General features: G+C 69.8%; 15 protein-coding genes. 11 read left to right on the top strand and 4 right to left on the bottom strand.

Annotated features, from left to right (window positions below):
- Positions 1-21: 21 nt before the first annotated feature.
- On the bottom strand, positions 22-1,473 hold the full coding sequence (locus AB0P08_RS01960) for a hypothetical protein (RefSeq protein ID WP_363587806.1): 1,452 nt from the start codon (positions 1,471-1,473) through the stop codon (positions 22-24).
- Positions 1,470-2,255, bottom strand: a complete 786-nt coding sequence (locus AB0P08_RS01955; RefSeq protein ID WP_363587804.1) for a glycosyltransferase family 2 protein — start codon at positions 2,253-2,255, stop codon at positions 1,470-1,472. Before AB0P08_RS01955 ends, AB0P08_RS01960 begins: the two co-directional genes overlap by 4 nt.
- 54 nt (positions 2,256-2,309) lie before the next feature.
- Between AB0P08_RS01955 and AB0P08_RS01950 the strand changes: the two genes are divergently transcribed.
- A complete protein-coding gene (locus tag AB0P08_RS01950; RefSeq protein ID WP_187663385.1) occupies positions 2,310-2,756 on the top strand; it encodes a GtrA family protein in 447 nt (148 codons plus the stop codon).
- Between the two features lie 19 nt (positions 2,757-2,775).
- On the opposite strand, the gene AB0P08_RS01945 is transcribed toward AB0P08_RS01950, so the two are convergent.
- Entirely contained in the window at positions 2,776-4,239 is a 1,464-nt protein-coding gene (locus AB0P08_RS01945; protein WP_363587802.1) for a tyrosine-protein kinase domain-containing protein, read from the bottom strand.
- 103 nt (positions 4,240-4,342) lie between these two features.
- A complete protein-coding gene (locus tag AB0P08_RS01940; RefSeq protein ID WP_363587800.1) occupies positions 4,343-5,707 on the bottom strand; it encodes a tyrosine-protein kinase domain-containing protein in 1,365 nt (454 codons plus the stop codon).
- Positions 5,708-5,777: 70 nt separating this feature from the next.
- Here AB0P08_RS01940 and AB0P08_RS01935 point away from each other — a divergent pair, with 70 nt between their 5' ends.
- The 10 genes from AB0P08_RS01935 to AB0P08_RS01890 all read left to right on the top strand — a co-directional run bounded on the left by AB0P08_RS01935 (position 5,778) and on the right by AB0P08_RS01890 (position 16,111).
- The gene (locus tag AB0P08_RS01935) at positions 5,778-6,920 is read left to right on the top strand and encodes a hypothetical protein (protein ID WP_363587798.1); all 1,143 of its coding nucleotides are present in this window, start codon (positions 5,778-5,780) and stop codon (positions 6,918-6,920) included.
- Between the two features lie 71 nt (positions 6,921-6,991).
- Positions 6,992-8,863, top strand: coding sequence for a polysaccharide biosynthesis protein (locus tag AB0P08_RS01930; protein ID WP_363587796.1), 1,872 nt, complete (start codon positions 6,992-6,994; stop codon positions 8,861-8,863).
- Positions 8,860-9,990, top strand: a complete 1,131-nt coding sequence (locus AB0P08_RS01925) for a DegT/DnrJ/EryC1/StrS family aminotransferase (protein ID WP_363587794.1) — start codon at positions 8,860-8,862, stop codon at positions 9,988-9,990. The genes AB0P08_RS01930 and AB0P08_RS01925 overlap by 4 nt, the downstream gene beginning before the upstream one ends.
- Complete coding sequence (locus AB0P08_RS01920; protein ID WP_363587792.1) at positions 9,987-10,607, top strand: sugar transferase; 621 nt, start codon at positions 9,987-9,989, stop codon at positions 10,605-10,607. The genes AB0P08_RS01925 and AB0P08_RS01920 overlap by 4 nt, the downstream gene beginning before the upstream one ends.
- Positions 10,600-11,241, top strand: a complete 642-nt coding sequence (locus AB0P08_RS01915; RefSeq protein ID WP_363587790.1) for a NeuD/PglB/VioB family sugar acetyltransferase — start codon at positions 10,600-10,602, stop codon at positions 11,239-11,241. Before AB0P08_RS01920 ends, AB0P08_RS01915 begins: the two co-directional genes overlap by 8 nt.
- A complete protein-coding gene (locus tag AB0P08_RS01910) occupies positions 11,238-12,359 on the top strand; it encodes an N-acetyl sugar amidotransferase (RefSeq protein WP_363587788.1) in 1,122 nt (373 codons plus the stop codon). Before AB0P08_RS01915 ends, AB0P08_RS01910 begins: the two co-directional genes overlap by 4 nt.
- Entirely contained in the window at positions 12,356-13,501 is a 1,146-nt protein-coding gene (locus tag AB0P08_RS01905) for a glycosyltransferase (protein ID WP_363587786.1), read from the top strand. Before AB0P08_RS01910 ends, AB0P08_RS01905 begins: the two co-directional genes overlap by 4 nt.
- Positions 13,498-14,742 (top strand): glycosyltransferase family 4 protein, encoded by a 1,245-nt coding sequence (locus tag AB0P08_RS01900; protein WP_363587784.1) that lies wholly within the window; start codon positions 13,498-13,500, stop codon positions 14,740-14,742. Before AB0P08_RS01905 ends, AB0P08_RS01900 begins: the two co-directional genes overlap by 4 nt.
- Entirely contained in the window at positions 14,739-15,341 is a 603-nt protein-coding gene (gene hisH / locus AB0P08_RS01895) for an imidazole glycerol phosphate synthase subunit HisH (RefSeq protein ID WP_280567345.1), read from the top strand. Before AB0P08_RS01900 ends, hisH begins: the two co-directional genes overlap by 4 nt.
- Complete coding sequence (locus AB0P08_RS01890; RefSeq protein ID WP_363587782.1) at positions 15,326-16,111, top strand: HisA/HisF-related TIM barrel protein; 786 nt, start codon at positions 15,326-15,328, stop codon at positions 16,109-16,111. Before hisH ends, AB0P08_RS01890 begins: the two co-directional genes overlap by 16 nt.
- The last annotated feature ends 62 nt before the right edge of the window (positions 16,112-16,173 follow it).

The raw sequence follows: 16,173 nt of genomic DNA, 5'->3' as shown, positions 1-16,173 counted from the left end.
CGTCGTCTCCGGAGGCCGCGTTCAGCGGGCGGCGCAGAGGCGGCTCGTGGTCCCCTCGGCCAGCGTCGCCGTGGGGCAGTCATCGAGGGCCAGTCGCGGTGCCTCGGTCATCGACGGCGCATCCTGCAGGCCGAGATGCGCGCGGGTGAGCACCACCAGCGGCACCGCCCAGCCCCAGCGCTCCGCGGCGACCCATTCGACGTCGTTCTCCTCGACCCAGGCCCGCAGCGGCTCGACGTCGGCCCGCTGCTGGGCGAGCGTCAGCCCGGGGGACGTGACGGTGCCTGCGACGTGCAGCACCGCGCCCGCCGCGACGATCATCGCGACCAGGGCCGCCGCGACGGTCCCGCCGAGCCGCCACGCGCGTCGCTCGGGAAGCCGCGCGACCGACCAGACCGCGACGGCGGCGAGGACCGGGAAGAAGGCGAGGACCCCCGGCGCGGGATGCCGGACCCACAGCGGCAGACGCGACGCGGTCGCCCACCAGGTCACGAAGGCGAGGGCGCCGACGACGGCGGCGAGTGCGTAGGCGATGACCACACGTTCCTCTTCCGTCGCGGTGCGCCAGCGACGGGCGACGCCGAGCGTCACCAGTGCGAGGGTGAGGACAGCGCCGAGGAGCGCGACGACGGGCGGCAGCGACCAGGAGTCGGCGAGCGTGCCGAGCTTCTGCAGCACGGTCGTCGCGGCGTCGGCCTGGCCGCCGCTGCGCACGAAGCGGACGAACGCGCGCAGGTGCTCCACGAATCCGACCGGGCCGAGAGCGAGGAGCGCCCCCAGCTCGAACAGGGCCGTCGGCACCGCCGAGAGGAGGAGCGGCAGCCAGGCGCGGCGCAGGGCGTCGCGGACGCGTGCCCATCCGTGGCCATCGGCGAGGACCCACAGCGCGACGGCGTAGGCAGGGAGGGCGAGCGCGGCGATGAGCTTGGCCTGCACTGCGAGACCGACGAGAAGCCCCGCGAGCCAGGCCCGTCGCGGGAGCACGGCGAGAGCCCAGACCAGGAGCGCCGCGGCGGGGATCTCGCCCAGCAGGTCGGCGGGCCCCTGGATGGGGGAGACGCCGGCGCCCGCGGTGAACGCCAGGGGGACCGCGACGGCGAGAAGTGCCGCCCACCGCCCGCCGATACGACGGCCGAGGACCGCGAGTCCCGCGAGGAGCAGCAGCCAGAAGGCGAGCGGCACGAGTCGGGCCGCCAGCACCGGGTCCATGCCGGTCGCCAGGAGCGCCGCGACTGGGAGGAGCACGACGGGGCCTGTGGAGATGCGGGGGTCGAACGGCGTGATCGTCGAGCCGGACAGGGCGCCGTCACTGGCGTATCCGAGCCCGGCGAGGAGGTTGCGGGGCACGGTCAGATTGAACGCCTCGTCCTCCCAGAAACGGGACACCGTGAGGCTGTGCCAGGCGAGGACGACGTGGCCGATCACGAGGGCGGCGGCCGCCACCCAGAAGAGGGCCGTGCGCAGCCGGCTCATCGGCGCACGGGCTCCGGACGACGGACGGCGCGGAGCGGAGCGGACGGACGCAGCGAGAGGAGCCAGGCCTCGCTGAGGGCGGAGCGCACGAAGACGCGCAGGCGCTTCGGTGGCAGGCGGAGCCCGCCGCCACGGCCCCACATGGTGCCGGTGCTGGAGGCACCGCGGCGCGGGATGCTGGCGACGCGGACGTAGCGCACGCGGAAACCGCCCCGGGCCTCGGCGAGCGAGAAGTGTACGTGCGGCACCGTCGCGTCCGCGGGCACCGCCTCGACCAGGACTCGCAGAGCCTCGGGACGGTAGGCGCGCAGGGGCGTGTTCACGTCCGGGATGCGGCGACCCGCTGCGACCGCGATGAGGAGGCCGACCGCGCCGGTGAGCGTCTTGCGGTACCAGGGATCGGTGCGTCCGTCTCGCACGCCGTGCACGACGTCGGCCTGCTCGCCGGTGAGCGCACGCAGCAGCCGGGGGAAGTCGGCGCCGTGGAACTGGCCGTCGCCGTCGACGTGCACGAGCGCGTCCGGGTCTGCGGCGAGACCGGCGCGGTAGGCCGCGAGGGCGGTCGGACCGTGGCCGCGGTTGGTCGGCTGCACCACGACGGTGGCGTCGGTAACGTCGTCGAACTGGACGGCCGTGGCGTCCGTCGAGCGGTCGTCGGCGATGTGGAACGAGACCTCGTCGGCCAGAGGCTCGACCGCGGACCGGATCTCGTCGATGAAGCCCCGGATGCCCTCCACCTCGTTGTAGGCGGGCATGACGATGGCGAGGTGGCGGAGAGTCACGGAGTCCTTGCGGTGGCGGGCTGCAGAGGTGTCAGCCAGTAGCCTAGTTGAGCCATGAATCCTCCCTCCCGACTGCGTCGCCTCGCCGGCGTGGGCAGCCGCTTCCTCGTGGTCGGGGCGCTGAGCACCCTGATCGAGGTCGGCGTCTTCAACCTCCTCGTCTACGCCTGGGGGTGGGACGTCGTCGCCGCGAAGATCGTGGCCTCGCTCGTCGCGCTCATCAACGCGTACATCGGCAACCGCGAGTGGACCTTCCGCCACCGCGATCGCCGGGGACGGGCCGCGGAGGTCGCCCTGTTCCTCGCGACCAACGCCGTGTGCACCGCGCTCGGGGCCGCGCTCGTGTGGGTCGGCGTCGAAGCGGTCGGCGGCATCCTCGGCCGCACGCCCGGAGCCGTGGCGGTCAACCTCGTGAACCTCGTCAGCATCGTCATCGTCGTGCTGCTGCGCTTCGTGCTCTACCATTCGATCGTCTTCCGGGTCGCGTCGCCGAAGGCCTGAGCGGCCGACGGGGTCGGCGTCAGGCACGGGCGGTGGTGCGCTTCTTCGGGGCGCTCTTCCTGCCCCACCCGCGTCCGAACTTCGCGGTGACCCTGGTGGAGGGGCTGCCGTCGAGCTCGTGGGTCGAGCCGTAGGTGTACGCCCCGTAGCCGTAGCTGTCCGGTCCCTTCGTCGGCAGCATGGTGACCACGACGCCCAGCATCTGCACGCCGGCGTTCTCGAGAGCGCGGACGGCGCCCGAGAGCTCCTGCTTCTTGGTCTTCCCCGAGGCGGCGGCGAGGATGACACCGCGCGTCTTGGTCCCGAGGACCGCCGCGTCGGTCACCAGGAGCAGCGGCGGGGCGTCGATCAGGACATAGTCGAAGTACTCGCCCAGCGCCTGGAGCACGTCGTCCATCGCCGACGAACCGAGCAGCTCACTGGGGTTCGGCGGGACCTGTCCGCTGGGGAGGACGTAGAGGTCGTTGCGACCCCACTTCTGGAGGGCGTCCGCCACGTCCATCCGGCCGATCAGCACATCGGTGAGACCGGCGCCACCCTCGAGGCCCATGTAGTCGGCGACGCGGGGAAGACGCAGGTCGCCGTCCAGGAGCGCGACGCGCGCCCCGGTCTCCGCGAGGGCGATCGCCAGGTTCGCGGTCGTGGTCGACTTGCCTTCGCCGGGGCCGGCGCTGGAGACCACGAAGATGCGGGGACCGCTGTCGAGGTTCAGGAACTGCAGGTTCGTCCGCAGGCTGCGGAAGGACTCGGCGCGGGGGCTGTGCGGGTCGGCGTGGACGATCAGCGGCCGCTTCGGCGCCTCGGGGTCGAAGGCGATGCCCCCGAGCACCGGGCGGTCGGTGAGCGCCTCGATGTCGTGCAGGGTGTGGATGCGGTTGTCCAGCACGGTGCGCAGCATGGCGATGCCGACGCCCAGCGCGAGGCCGATGACGCCGCCGAGCAGAATGAGCATGCGCGTGTTCGGGCTCACGGGGGAGGTGGGGACCGCGGCCGGCTCGGTCACGGTGATCTGCACGGGGCTCACCGCGCCCTCGGCGGCCGGCTGCTCCAGCGTGTTCTGCACCGCATTCTGGAAGCTCGCCGCCACGGCGTCGGCGATCTCCGCCGCTCTGGCCGCGTTCCCGTCGGCGACGCTGACGTCGATGAGGACGGTGTTCAGCGGCGTCGTCGCCGTGACGCGACGGCTCAGGCTCGAGACGGTCTCGTCGAGATCCAGTTCCTCGATGACCGGGTCGAGCACGAGGGCCGTGCCCACCACGTCGACGTAGCTGGTCACCATCTGCCGCGCGAACGTCGTGCCCTGCACGAGGTCGCCGGTCGCGGCGCCCTCCGTGCGCACCGAGACGTACAGCTGCGTCGAGGCGACGTAGGAGGGCTGCTGGAGTGCTGCGTACCCGGCACCGCCCACGACGCCGAGGACGAGCAGGATCAGGATCATGATCCAGTTGCGGTGCAGGATGCGCACATAGTCGCGAAGTTCCACGCGGCAGTTCTTTCTGTTGCTGGGCAGCTCCCGGTCGTCGGTGAGCCGCGGAGTCAAATCCCGATGTTCTCACACAACGCGGGCGTCGCGCCGCGCGTCTGCGTCATCGCGGAACACCGGCCTGCGCGGCGGCCTGCGCGGCGGGATCCCGCCGACCGGTCGGGGCCTTCGTGAGGACGGTCCCGAGGACCGTGGCGCCGACCGCTTCGATGCTCTTGGCGGCGGCGGAAATACGCCCGGACGGAGTGCTGCCGGACGCGGCGACGAGGATCGCTCCGGTGGTGACGCGGGCGATGACCGCGGCGTCCGTCACGAGGAGCAGGGGCGGTGCATCGATGACGACCACGTCGAAGGCGGTGGAGGCCGCCTGCACGAGCTCCTCCATCGCCGATGACCCGAGCAGCTCCGCCGGGTTCGGAGGCACGGTGCCGGCTGGCAGCACGAACAGTGCGCTGCGTCCCCACCGCTGGATGACGTCGTTCAGCCGCACGCGGCCGACCAGGACATCACTGAGGCCGACGCCGCCTTCGATCCCGAAGTAATCCGCCACGCGTGGGAGCCGGAGATCCGCATCGATGAGAGCCACGCGATGCCCGGCATCGGCGAAGGCGAGGGCGAGGTTGGCCGCCGTCGTGGACTTGCCCTCTCCCGGGCCGGAGCTCGTGATGACGAAGACGCCGCGGTTCTCGCGGAACAGGAAGTGCACGTTCGTGCGGAGGGCGCGGTAGGCCTCGGCACGCGCGCTCTGGGGCGCCGAGCTGATCGCGAGGGGTCGCTCCTCGGTGCCGGTGTCGAAGGGGATGCGCCCGAGGAGGGGAACGGGCACGGCCGCCTCGACGTCGGCCTGCGTGCGTACGCGCTGATCGAGCAGCGAACGAAGGAGCGCCGCTGCCAGGCCGAGACCGAGCCCCACGACCGCTCCGATCGTCAGCGACAGCGGCATGTTCGGTGCGACGGGTGTCGTGGGCACCTGGGCTGCCTGCAGGGTGACGACGCGGATGGAGAACGGGGTCTCCTGGCCACGGTTCTCGAGGGTGTCGGCCACCACGGCGGTGAAGCTCTCCGCGATGCCGTTCGCGATCCGAGCCGCCTGGCCGGGGTTCGTGTCACCGACCTGGACGGTCACGATCGAGCTGTTCAGCTCCGAGGAGACCGCGGTGGCGGCGGCGATGTCCGAGGGCGACGCCGACAGGCCGAGGTCCTCGATCACGCGGTCGAGCACGAGTGAGCTCGTGACGACGTCACGGTAGGTCTGGATGATCTGTGTGGCGTAGCCGGTGGCCTGCGCGCGCTCCGTGGGTGAGGCCGTCTCCGACAGCTGCACCGTCACCATCATCTGGGTCGACGCCTCGAAGCGCTGCGGGGTGAGCATCGCCACCACCGCGCCCACCGAGAGCCCGATGAGCAGCCCGGACAGGATGACGACGATCTGCCGTCGGACGATCCGGAGATAGTCCTGGAGCTGCATCGGTCTCCCCGCGTGGTCAGGCCCGATGGGCGGTATGTTCTCTTGAGACTACCGATTCCCTGAAGGCGGCATGACGGCTCTCGACGAACTCTTCCCGGACGGTCCGCGCGCGGACCGTGAGAGGTCCGCCGTGCGCGAGGCGGCGTCCGGTGCACGGTTGCGCGAGCTCGTCGGGGATCCGCGCTCCCGTGCGCCCCGCGCCGCCGGCGTGACGGACACGCGGGAGCTCGCGCGCCGGGCGGAGGCCGCGGCCCGCAGTGCGGTGCCCTTCGCTGCCGCCCCCACGGTTCCCCGGGAGGCCCCGCGCCGCCGTCGGCGACTCGATCCGCTCTCGGTATCCGCCGCCGCGCTCGCCGTCGTCGCGGTCATCGGCGCGGTCACGGTCGGGGGGATCCAGGCCGCCACGGCCAGCCCGGCAGCCAGCGCGCTCGAATCCCTCCGTGCCGACGAGGCGAGCATCCAGAACACGCATCAGGCGCTCACGGCGACGCGGGACGGCATCGTCGCCGACATCGGAACCCAGACCGCGGAAGCGACGGCGCTGCGCGCTGCTCTGCTCGACACCGCCACCGTCCCCGACCCGCTCTCTTCGGAGGGCGCCGTGGTCGACGTGACCGACCCCGCGCTCCGGCAGGCCGCGGTCGCGGCGCTCGACACGTACCTCGCCGGTCTCGCCGCCATCGAGGTCCCCGAGGCTCCGGCAGAGTACCGGCGCGGAGAGGTCGACGAGGATTCCCTGGTCGAGGTCGGGGGCGCCATCGACGCGGCCCAGGAACGCCTGGAGGTGCTCGATGGCGAGACGGCCGAGATGCGAACGGTCCGAGGGACGCTCGACGCGCTCCGGCCCGCGGCTGCTCCGGATCTCACGGCCTTCGCCGACTCGTTCGTCCGCTCCGCCGAATCCGCGACGGAGGAGCGACCGGGGGCCGGGGAGCCGTTCCGCGTGGCCGTGACCCAGACGGCCGCAGCCGCGGCCGCCGCCGACCCGTGGACCGCGGATGCGCAGACGGCCTACGCGGCCTACCGCGATGCCTTCGGCGCGCTCGTCGACGACCAGCTGCGCGCCGAGCGCGAGGAGGCCGACCGTCGCGCGGCGGAACAGCAGCCGAGCTTCCCGCAGAATCCGCAGAACGGCGGCACCACTCCGCCCGACCCGATCGAGTCTCCCGCCCCTACGGACCCGGACACGCAGGAGGGCGAAGGCACGCCCTAACGCACGGACCTTCTCGTTTCCTGTGAGAGCATGGCACACAGGTGGAGAAAAATGCGGGGGAGCAGACTGTCGTGAGCGGCGCACAGAGGATCGGCGATGAGGCCGAAGAGCCCGGGCTGTCGCCGCAGGCATCGGTGAAGCAACGGCGCCGTCGCGGGTTCGCCGCACTGGTCGACGGGGCGTGCTGGAGCTTCGGGGTGGTCCTCGCCGTGGCGCTCCGGTTCGAGTTCCAGATGGATGCGCGGGGGTGGATCGCGACCACCGTCCTCGCGGTCGTCGCCGGCGCGATCCAGATCATCGTCGGCTTCGCCACCGCGCTGTACCGCGGCCGGTTCACCTACGGGTCCTTCGACGAGGTCCGCACGCTGGCGTTCATCGTCGTCGCCGAAGCGCTCGCGCTGTCGCTCGTCGTCATCCCGCTCGGCCCGGTGATCGGCATCCCCCGAGCGACACTGATCCTCGCCTTCCCCTTCGTCCTGCTGCTCATGTTCGGCGTGCGGTATGTGGCCCGTCTCCTCATCGAGCGTTCGCGTAAGCCCGGGGTGGACGCGGAGCCTGCGCTCATCATCGGCGCCGGATTCGTCGCCGACAAGCTCCTCGCGAACATGACCACGGACCCGTTGTCGCCGATCCGGCCCGTCGGGCTCCTCGAAGACGACCCGGACAAGCGGAACCTGCGCCTGCGCGGGGTGGCGGTGATCGGCACCACGCGGGACATCGCCGCCGCGCGTGCCCGCACCGGGGCCACTCTCGCGGTGATCGCCATCGCCCGCGCCGACAGCACCCTGCTGCGCACGCTCACCGATCGCGCCGAGGCGGCGGGGCTGCGCGTGGCGGTGACCCCCAGCATCGAGATGATGACCTCGGGGACGCGGGAGCTCACCGACGTCCGCGACATCAGCATCGAGGACCTCATCGGCCGTCACCCCGTGGACACCAACGTCGAGCTCATCGCCGGCTACATCACGGGTCGTCGCGTGCTCGTGACCGGCGCCGGCGGCTCGATCGGCGCCGAGCTCTGCCGACAGCTGGCGAAGTTCGGCCCCCGCGAGCTCATCATGCTCGATCGCGACGAGACGGGGCTGCAGTTCGCGCAGCTCGGCACCGCCGGTCACGGGCTGCTCGACACGCCGGACGTCGTGCTCGCCGACATCAGGGAGACGGCGACGCTCGACCGGATCTTCGACGAGCGCCGCCCGGAGGTCGTCTTCCACGCCGCCGCGCTCAAGCACCTGCCGATGCTCGAGCAGTACCCCGACGAAGCCTGGAAGACGAACGTCATCGGCACGCTCAACGTGATCAACGCCTCCCGGCGCGCGGGCGTGTCGACCTTCGTCAACATCTCGACGGACAAGGCCGCCAACCCCACCAGCGTTCTCGGACACTCCAAGCGCGTCGCGGAGAAGCTCACCGCCTGGGCGGGCGAGGACACCGGCATGCGGTACCTCTCCGTGCGCTTCGGCAACGTGATCGGCAGCCGCGGATCGATGCTTCCCACGTTCCAGCGACTGATCGCGGAGGGGCGGCCCCTCACCGTCACGCACCCGCAGGCGACGCGATACTTCATGACCATCCCCGAGGCCTGCCAGCTCGTCGTGCAGGCGGGCGGCATCGGACGCGCGGGGGAGGTGCTCATCCTCGACATGGGCGAGCCCGTGTCGATCCTCGAGGTCGCGAAGCGGATGATCGCCATGTCCGGCAAGGACATCGAGATCGTCTTCACGGGCCTGCGCAACGGCGAGAAGCTGCACGAGGAGCTCGTCGGATCCCGCGAGAGCCTGGAGCGTCCGTTCCATCCCAAGGTCTCCCACACGCGTGCCGACACGATCACGCCCGACCGCCTCGACAAGGAAGGCTGGATGCGCCGGATGTTCGCGACCCCCCGCGAGAACGACACGGTCACGATCACCCCGGTGAAGATGGGTCAGGTGGCGGAGCGATGAGCACCCGCATCTTCATGTCCTCTCCGGATGTCGGCACCGCGGAGGAGGAGGCCGTCGTCGCGGCGATGCGCTCCGGGTGGATCGCACCCCTCGGGCCGGACGTCGACGCGTTCGAGCGGGAGCTGGCGGACCGCGTCGGCGTCGCGCACGGTGTCGCGTTGAGCTCCGGCACGGCAGGTCTGCATCTGGGTCTGCTCACGCTCGGGGTGAAGCCGGGAGACGTGGTCCTGACGTCGTCGATGACGTTCGCGGCCACCGCGAACGCCATCACGTACACCGGCGCGGAGCCCTACTTCATCGACGCCGATCTCCGGACCGGCAACATGGACCCGGCACTGCTGCGGGAAGCGCTGATCGAACTCCGCGACGCCGGCGAGAGCGCAGCCGCCATCGTCCCCGTCGACCTGCTCGGAAAGGCCGTCGACTACACCGCGATCCTGGCGATCGCGGACGAGTTCGGTGTGCCGGTGCTGGCGGATGCTGCCGAGTCGCTCGGCGCCGTGCACGCCGGGCGCCCTGCCGGAAGCTTCGGGCGGGCGTCGGTGGTGTCGTTCAACGGCAACAAGATCATGACCACGTCCGGAGGCGGCATGCTGCTGACGGACGACGAGGCCTTCGCCCGGCACGTGCGCTACCTCGCGACGCAGGCACGGCAGCCGGTGGTCCACTACGAGCACACCGACATCGGCTTCAATTACCGGATGAGCAATCTCCTGGCGGCGCTGGGACGCGCGCAGCTCGTCCGTCTCGATGCGATGATCGCGCGACGCCGGGAGATGCGTGAACTCTACAAGCGGCTGTTCGCCGAGATCGACGGCGTCGAGGTGTTCGGCGCGGAAGGCGACGAGGACGACAACGTCTGGCTGACCTCGATCCTCGTCGACTCCGCGGTGACCGGGTGGGAGCCGTCCGCCATGGCCGCCGCGCTCGCGGAGGACGACATCGAGAGCCGCCCGCTGTGGAAGCCGATGCACGCGCAGCCCGTCTTCGCGACCGCCCGTCGACGGATCTCCGGCGCCTCCGACTCCCTGTTCGCGCGCGGGCTGACGCTGCCGAGCGGCTCCGCGCTCACCGACGACCAGCGCGCGCGGGTGACCACCGCGATCCGCGGTTTCCTTGACCGATGAGCGGGGGTTTCCGGGCGTACGACATCGTGAAGCGCGGCCTCGACATCGTCGTCGCGGCCGTCGCCCTGGTCCTGCTGTCCCCCGTCATCGTCGCGACGGCGGTTCTGGTCGCCGTCCGGCTCGGACGGCCGGTGCTGTTCGCGCAGCCCCGCCCCGGCCGACATGGCCGCATCTTCACGCTGTACAAGTTCCGCTCCATGCGAGCGGTGGACCCGGCGCGTGGCTGGGTGAGCGACGCCGACCGGCTCACGCCCTTCGGGGTCCGCCTCCGTGCCACCAGCTTGGACGAGCTGCCCAGCCTATGGAACGTGCTGCGCGGCGACATGAGCATCGTCGGGCCGCGTCCGCTTCTGGTCGAGTACCTCGACCGCTACACGCCGAAGCAGGCACGACGACACGAGGTGCGGCCGGGGATCACCGGGCTCGCCCAGGTCACCGGACGCAATGCGGTGACCTGGGAGCAGCGCTTCGCTCAGGACGTGCGCTACGTGGATCGTCGCAGCGTCGGACTGGATCTGCGCATCGTGATCGCTACGATCGGAGCGGTGGTCGCCCGGGAGGGGATCTCCGCGGAGGGGCATGTGACGATGACGAGGTTCGGTGAGGAGAATGACTGAGCGCATCGTCGTCGTCGGCGCGGGCGGATTCGGCAGGGAGACGCTCGACGTCATCGAGGCGCTGAACGCCGAAGGACGGACTCTCCACGTCGTGGGTGTCATCGATGCCGGGCCGCGCCCGATCGATCTCGATCGACTCGCGGAGCGCGATATCGCCTACCTCGGTACCGAAGAGCAGTGGCTTCCGCACGCATCCGGCAGCGAGTGCTTCGTCGTCGCGATCGGTGCGCCGAGCGTGCGCGAGGCCGTGGCGGGTCGCCTGACCGCGGCCGGCCTGCGCCCGGCCACCCTCATCCATCCGCGCGCCGTCATCGGCTCTCGGGCCCGGATCGGTGATGGCGTGGTCGTCACGTCGGGTGTGCAGGTGTCGACCAACGTGACGGTCGGCGACCACGTGCATCTCAATCCGGCCAGCGTCATCGGGCACGACGCGGTGCTCTCCGACTTCGTGTCGGTGAACCCCGGGGCGATCGTGTCGGGAAACGTCCGCGTCGAGACCGGAGTCCTGCTGGGTGCCGGATCGGTCGTCCTCCAGGGCCTCACCGTGGGCGCGGGTGCGACGGTAGGCGCGGCGGCGTGCGTGACGCGGGATGTCGACGCCGGAACGACCGTGAAAGGGGTGCCTGCTCGATGACGGTTCGGGAATGCACGCGGTGCATCATGAACTCGGACGTGGACCCGGACATCGTCCTCGTGGACGGGGTGTGCAACCACTGCCTCCGATACGACGCGCTGCTGGAGTCCCGTGTGGTCCCCGTCGAGCAGCGCCCGGCGAAGCTGGCGCAGGTCGTGGAGGCGATCTCCCGCGCGGGGAAGGGGCGGGAGTACGACTGCATCATCGGCGTGAGCGGGGGAGTGGACAGCTCCTACGTGGCGCTCCAGGTGAAGCGGATGGGCCTCCGTCCGCTCGCCGTCCATGTCGACAACGGATGGAACTCCGCCCTCGCCGTCCTCAACATCGAACGGCTCCTGCGCACCCTCGACATCGACCTCCACACGGAAGTCCTGCGTCTCGACGAGTTCTACGACCTGCAGCGGTCGTACCTGTTCGCATCGACGCCGGACGCCGACATCCCGAGCGACCATGCCATCCAGGCCACGCTCTGGAGGGTCGCGCGTGAGCACGGTGTGAGGTTCATCATCTCCGGGATGAACTTCGCCACGGAGTCGATCAGCGTTCCCTCCTGGTCGTACGGTCATTCGGACTGGCGGTACCTCGAGGACGTGCACCGCCGATTCGGCCGAGTGCCGTTGCGCACCTATCCGCACTTCGGGTTCGTGACGCTCGCCTGGACGACGTTCGTCCGGCGCGTGCGGATCGTCTCCATCCTCAACTACCTCGAATACGACAAGTCCAAGGCGATGGAAGAGCTCGTCGCGGAGCTCGGCTGGGTTCCGTACGAGGGGAAGCACTACGAATCCATCTTCACCCGCTGGGTGCAGGGCTTCTATCTCCCGAAGAAGTTCGGCATCGACAAGCGTCGCGGCCATTACTCCGATCTGATCAACTCGGCGCAGATCTCGCGCGAGGAGGCGCTGGCGGCGGTGGCGGAGAGCGACTACAGCGAGCATCTCCGCGCCGAGGACGAACTCCTGCTGCTGAAGAAGCTCTCGCTGACCCCAGCGCAACTCGCCGACATCGTCGAGCGACCCGCGTCGAGCTACCGCGCCTACCGGAACTCCTACGGCTTAGTGCAGTTCCTTCGCGGCATGGTCAATCGGCTGAGAAAGCTGGGGCTCTACCCGCGATGACCGAGAGCATGAACGTCCACGTCTATCCCGCACCGATCGTCAACGAGAGCCGCATCTTCCGGGAGACGAAGGCGGTCGCGGAGGCCGGCCTGTTCGAGCGGATCGTGGTGACCGGTCAGAGAGCCGCCGGCCTCCCCGACGTCGAGAGACTCGACGAGGTCCGATCGATCGACCGCGTCGGCTCCGTCGCAGACGAGAGGCCGCGGTCGATCGTCGGACGCATCCGGGAACAGATCTCCTGGTCGGTGGCGACGTACCGCCGGTGGCGATCGCGTCCCGTGCGCGTCGTCAACGCCCATTCGGTGGCGGTGCTGCCTGTGTGTCATGCGATCGCACGCCGCCATCGCGCCGCTTTGATCTACGACACCCATGAGCTCGAGACCGAGACGTCGACGTCCCACGGCATCCAGGGGAAGATCTTCCGGATGATCGAAAGGCACTACGTACGTCGTTGCGACGCGGTGTTCGTCGTCAACGAGTCGATCGCGGACTGGTATCGGGCGGCATACCCCGGAGCGCGTGTGACCAGCGTGCGCAACGCACCCAACCGTGGCCGCGATCCGGAGGACGTCGATCTGCGGAGGAAGTTCGACATCCCCGCCGGCGCCCGCGTCTATGTGCACGTGGGGAATATCGTCGCCCATCGCCGTGTACCGGAGATCCTGGAAGCGTTCCGCGGGCGAGAATCCGCTGGGGATCACATCGTCTTCATCGGGTCCGGGGTGCTGGAGAGCCTGGTGCGGGCTGCCGCGGAAAAGCACGCGAACATCCATCTCCTCGGATCCGTCCCTGCGGACGAGGTCGTCGACACCGTCGCGGGTGGGGATGTCGGCTTCTGCCTGATCGAGGCGACCTGCCTGTCTTATGCGTTGTCGCTGCCGAACAAGGCACTGGAGTATTCGATGGCGGGCATCCCCTTCTTCTCCACGGACCTCGTCGAGGTCGACCGCCTTCTCGGAGCCGAGGCGGCAGCCTGGAAGATCGACGGCGATGAGGCTTCGATCGTCCGTGCCCTGTCATCGCTCACCGACGACGACATCGCGGCCGGACGCCGTGCGATCGCCGCTGTCGAGCTGCCGGACTGGCAGACGGAATCGGCGAGCATGCTCGATGAGTACCGACGAGTGCGGGGCACGGCATGAAGACCGTCTGGATCGTCAACCACTATGCGACGGACCCGCAGGAGACCGCATCCGGGTCTCGTCACTTCTCGCTCGCGCGGGGGCTCGTGCAGCGCGGTTGGACCGTGGTTCTGCTCGCCGCAAGCACCGAGCACCCCTCCGGTCGGCGTAGAGCCGGGATCTCGGCAGCGCGAGCGAGCGATCGAGTACGCGACGGTGTCCGGTTCCGATTCCTGCGCACGCCCCAGTACGACGGAGGGCTGGAGCGACTTCGAAACATGGCCGCCTTCACTGCGGCTCTCCTGCGTCGGTCGAACGTGGCAGACCTCCCTCGCCCCGATGTGGTGATCGGGAGCACCGTGCACCCGCTCGCGGCATGGTCGGCTTCGGTTCTGGCCCGCCGCGCCGGAGTTCCGTTCGTCTTCGAGATCCGCGACCTCTGGCCGCAGACTCTCATCGATATGGGAAAGCTCTCGCCTCGGAGTCCCCTGTCCTGGATGCTGCGCCGGCTGGAGCGCGCGCTGTGCGACCGTGCCGACGCCGTCATCACGCTGCTTCCGTTCGCATCCGAGTACCTGGTCGCCCAGGGCGTGCCGGAGGAGAAGGTGGTGTGGATCTCCAACGGCACGGACGCCGACGATTTCGACGGTGCGCCGCCGCCCGGGGGAGACGAGTTCGTCTTCATGTACCTCGGGTCCGTCGGGCGGGCGAACGGCCTGAGCGCCATCGTGGAGGGTTTCCTCTCCGCCGCCGCCGCTGAGCCCAGCCTGCGGCTCGAGATCATCGGAACCGGCGCAGAACTCCCGGCGATCAGGCAGCGCGCGGCGGAATCCGCCCACGGCCACCGGATCATGTTCGAGCCGCCGGTGCCCAAGGACCGGGTTCCCGTCCTGGTCGGTCGGGCCGACGCGATGGTCATCAACATCCTCGATCTCGATGTCTACCGATTCGGGGTGAGCATGAACAAGATCTTCGACTACGCCGCTGCCGCTCGCCCCATCCTCGTGGCGAGCAGTGCGCGGAACAACGTGGTCGCCGAGGCCGATGCCGGGATCGTCGTCCCCGCTGACGACGCGGAGGCACTCGGAGCAGCGATGGTCCGGATGGCATCCCCGGACACCGCCGATGACCGGGCACGGTGGGCGGCGAATGCGCGCGCTCACGTCATCGCCCACTACGACTATCGCGCACTGGCCGAGCAGCTGGACGGTGTGCTCGATCGATGCGTCACGCTCACGCGCAAGGGAGGCGAGCACAGATGATCACGATCGTCGATTACGGGGTGGGGAACATCGGATCCCTCGTCAACATGTTCCGCCGGATCGGGCAGGAGACCCAGCTCACGGCGGACCCTGAGCAGATCGTGGGCGCGGAACGCCTGCTGCTTCCGGGGGTCGGGGCCTTCGACGCCGCGACCGCGAAGCTCCGCGAAGGAGGGTTCGACGCGGCGATCCTCGAGTTCGCACGCACCGGGCGGCCACTTCTCGGAATCTGCCTCGGGATGCAGCTCCTGCTCGATTCGAGCGAAGAAGGCACGTCCTCCGGCCTGGGACTCATCCCCGGCGGCAGCGTGCGCTTCGACGACTCCCGGGGGACCCGCGTGCCGCACATGGGCTGGAACCAGTTGGCCGTGCAGAAACCGGCGGCGATCGTCGACGGACTCCCGGAGAATCATCGCTTCTATTTCGTGCACAGCTATCGCGTCGTCGTCTCGGACGCGCGCGATGAGCTGGCACGGAGCGAGTACGGAGGGGAGTTCACCTCGATGGTGCAGCGCGAGAACGTCACCGGTGCCCAGTTCCACCCGGAGAAGAGCCACGCTTTCGGGATGCAGATGCTCGATCAGTGGGCACGGTCGTGATCGCCCCGCGGGTGATCCCCGTCCTCCAGATCGATGACGGAGGCTGGCTGGTCAAGACCCGGCAGTATCAGAGTCCGCGCTACCTCGGCGATCCGATCAATGCCGTGAAGATCTTCAACGAGAAACAGGTCGACGAGCTCGTGGTCGTCGACATCGCCGCCAGCCGCTCGCATCGTGATCCGGCGTACGAGGTTCTCGCCGACATCGCATCCGAGGCTTTCATGCCGGTGGCGTACGGCGGCGGGTTGAACTCGGTCGCTCAAGCCCGACGTGTGGTCAACCTCGGCATCGAGAAGGTGATCGTCAACTCCGCCCTCTTCACCGCGCCGGAAGCGGTGGAGGCGATGGCGGCGGCTCTCGGGTCGCAGAGCGTGGTCGCCAGCATCGACGTGCGCCGTGGGGCGGGCGGCGAGCTCGTCACGACCAGCGCATCCGGCACACGCCGGGAGCCGGAGAAGGCCGACGCTCTGGCTGTGCGTGCCGTCTCGATGGGCGTCGGGGAGATCCTCGTCTCGTCGACGGACCGGGAGGGTATGCGTGGCGGATACGACCTGGAGGCGATCCGCGCCATCGCGTCCGCCGTGAGAGTCCCGGTGATCGCTCTCGGAGGAGCCGATGATATCGACGACTTCGGCGCCGCCCTGCGATCGGGCGCCAGTGCTGTCGCGGCGGGCAGCCAGTTCGTCTTCTACGGTCGTCGCGAGGCCGTGCTGATCACTTACCCGGACCCGAGCGTCGTGTCTTCACTGGTCGGCATCCGTGCGAGCTAGGGCAACGGTGATGCGGCCGATAGGCTCTCGGATATGCGGGGGCATGCGAAGACGTCACGCGA

This window comes from Microbacterium meiriae, from assembly GCF_040686935.1.
GTDB lineage: Bacteria > Actinomycetota > Actinomycetes > Actinomycetales > Microbacteriaceae > Microbacterium > Microbacterium meiriae.
Note: the sequence above shows the minus strand (reverse complement) of the source record. Positions and strands in the feature narration are given on the sequence as shown.

Coding starts and splice junctions, on each gene's coding strand:
- AB0P08_RS01900 (WP_363587784.1), top strand. CDS start 13,498: ATGAAGACCGTCTGGATCGTCAACCACTATGCGACGGACCCGCAGGAG.
- AB0P08_RS01905 (WP_363587786.1), top strand. CDS start 12,356: ATGACCGAGAGCATGAACGTCCACGTCTATCCCGCACCGATCGTCAAC.
- hisH (WP_280567345.1), top strand. CDS start 14,739: ATGATCACGATCGTCGATTACGGGGTGGGGAACATCGGATCCCTCGTC.
- AB0P08_RS01910 (WP_363587788.1), top strand. CDS start 11,238: ATGACGGTTCGGGAATGCACGCGGTGCATCATGAACTCGGACGTGGAC.
- AB0P08_RS01915 (WP_363587790.1), top strand. CDS start 10,600: ATGACTGAGCGCATCGTCGTCGTCGGCGCGGGCGGATTCGGCAGGGAG.
- AB0P08_RS01925 (WP_363587794.1), top strand. CDS start 8,860: ATGAGCACCCGCATCTTCATGTCCTCTCCGGATGTCGGCACCGCGGAG.
- AB0P08_RS01950 (WP_187663385.1), top strand. CDS start 2,310: ATGAATCCTCCCTCCCGACTGCGTCGCCTCGCCGGCGTGGGCAGCCGC.
- AB0P08_RS01920 (WP_363587792.1), top strand. CDS start 9,987: ATGAGCGGGGGTTTCCGGGCGTACGACATCGTGAAGCGCGGCCTCGAC.
- AB0P08_RS01960 (WP_363587806.1), bottom strand. CDS start 1,473: ATGAGCCGGCTGCGCACGGCCCTCTTCTGGGTGGCGGCCGCCGCCCTC.
- AB0P08_RS01940 (WP_363587800.1), bottom strand. CDS start 5,707: ATGCAGCTCCAGGACTATCTCCGGATCGTCCGACGGCAGATCGTCGTC.
- AB0P08_RS01935 (WP_363587798.1), top strand. CDS start 5,778: ATGACGGCTCTCGACGAACTCTTCCCGGACGGTCCGCGCGCGGACCGT.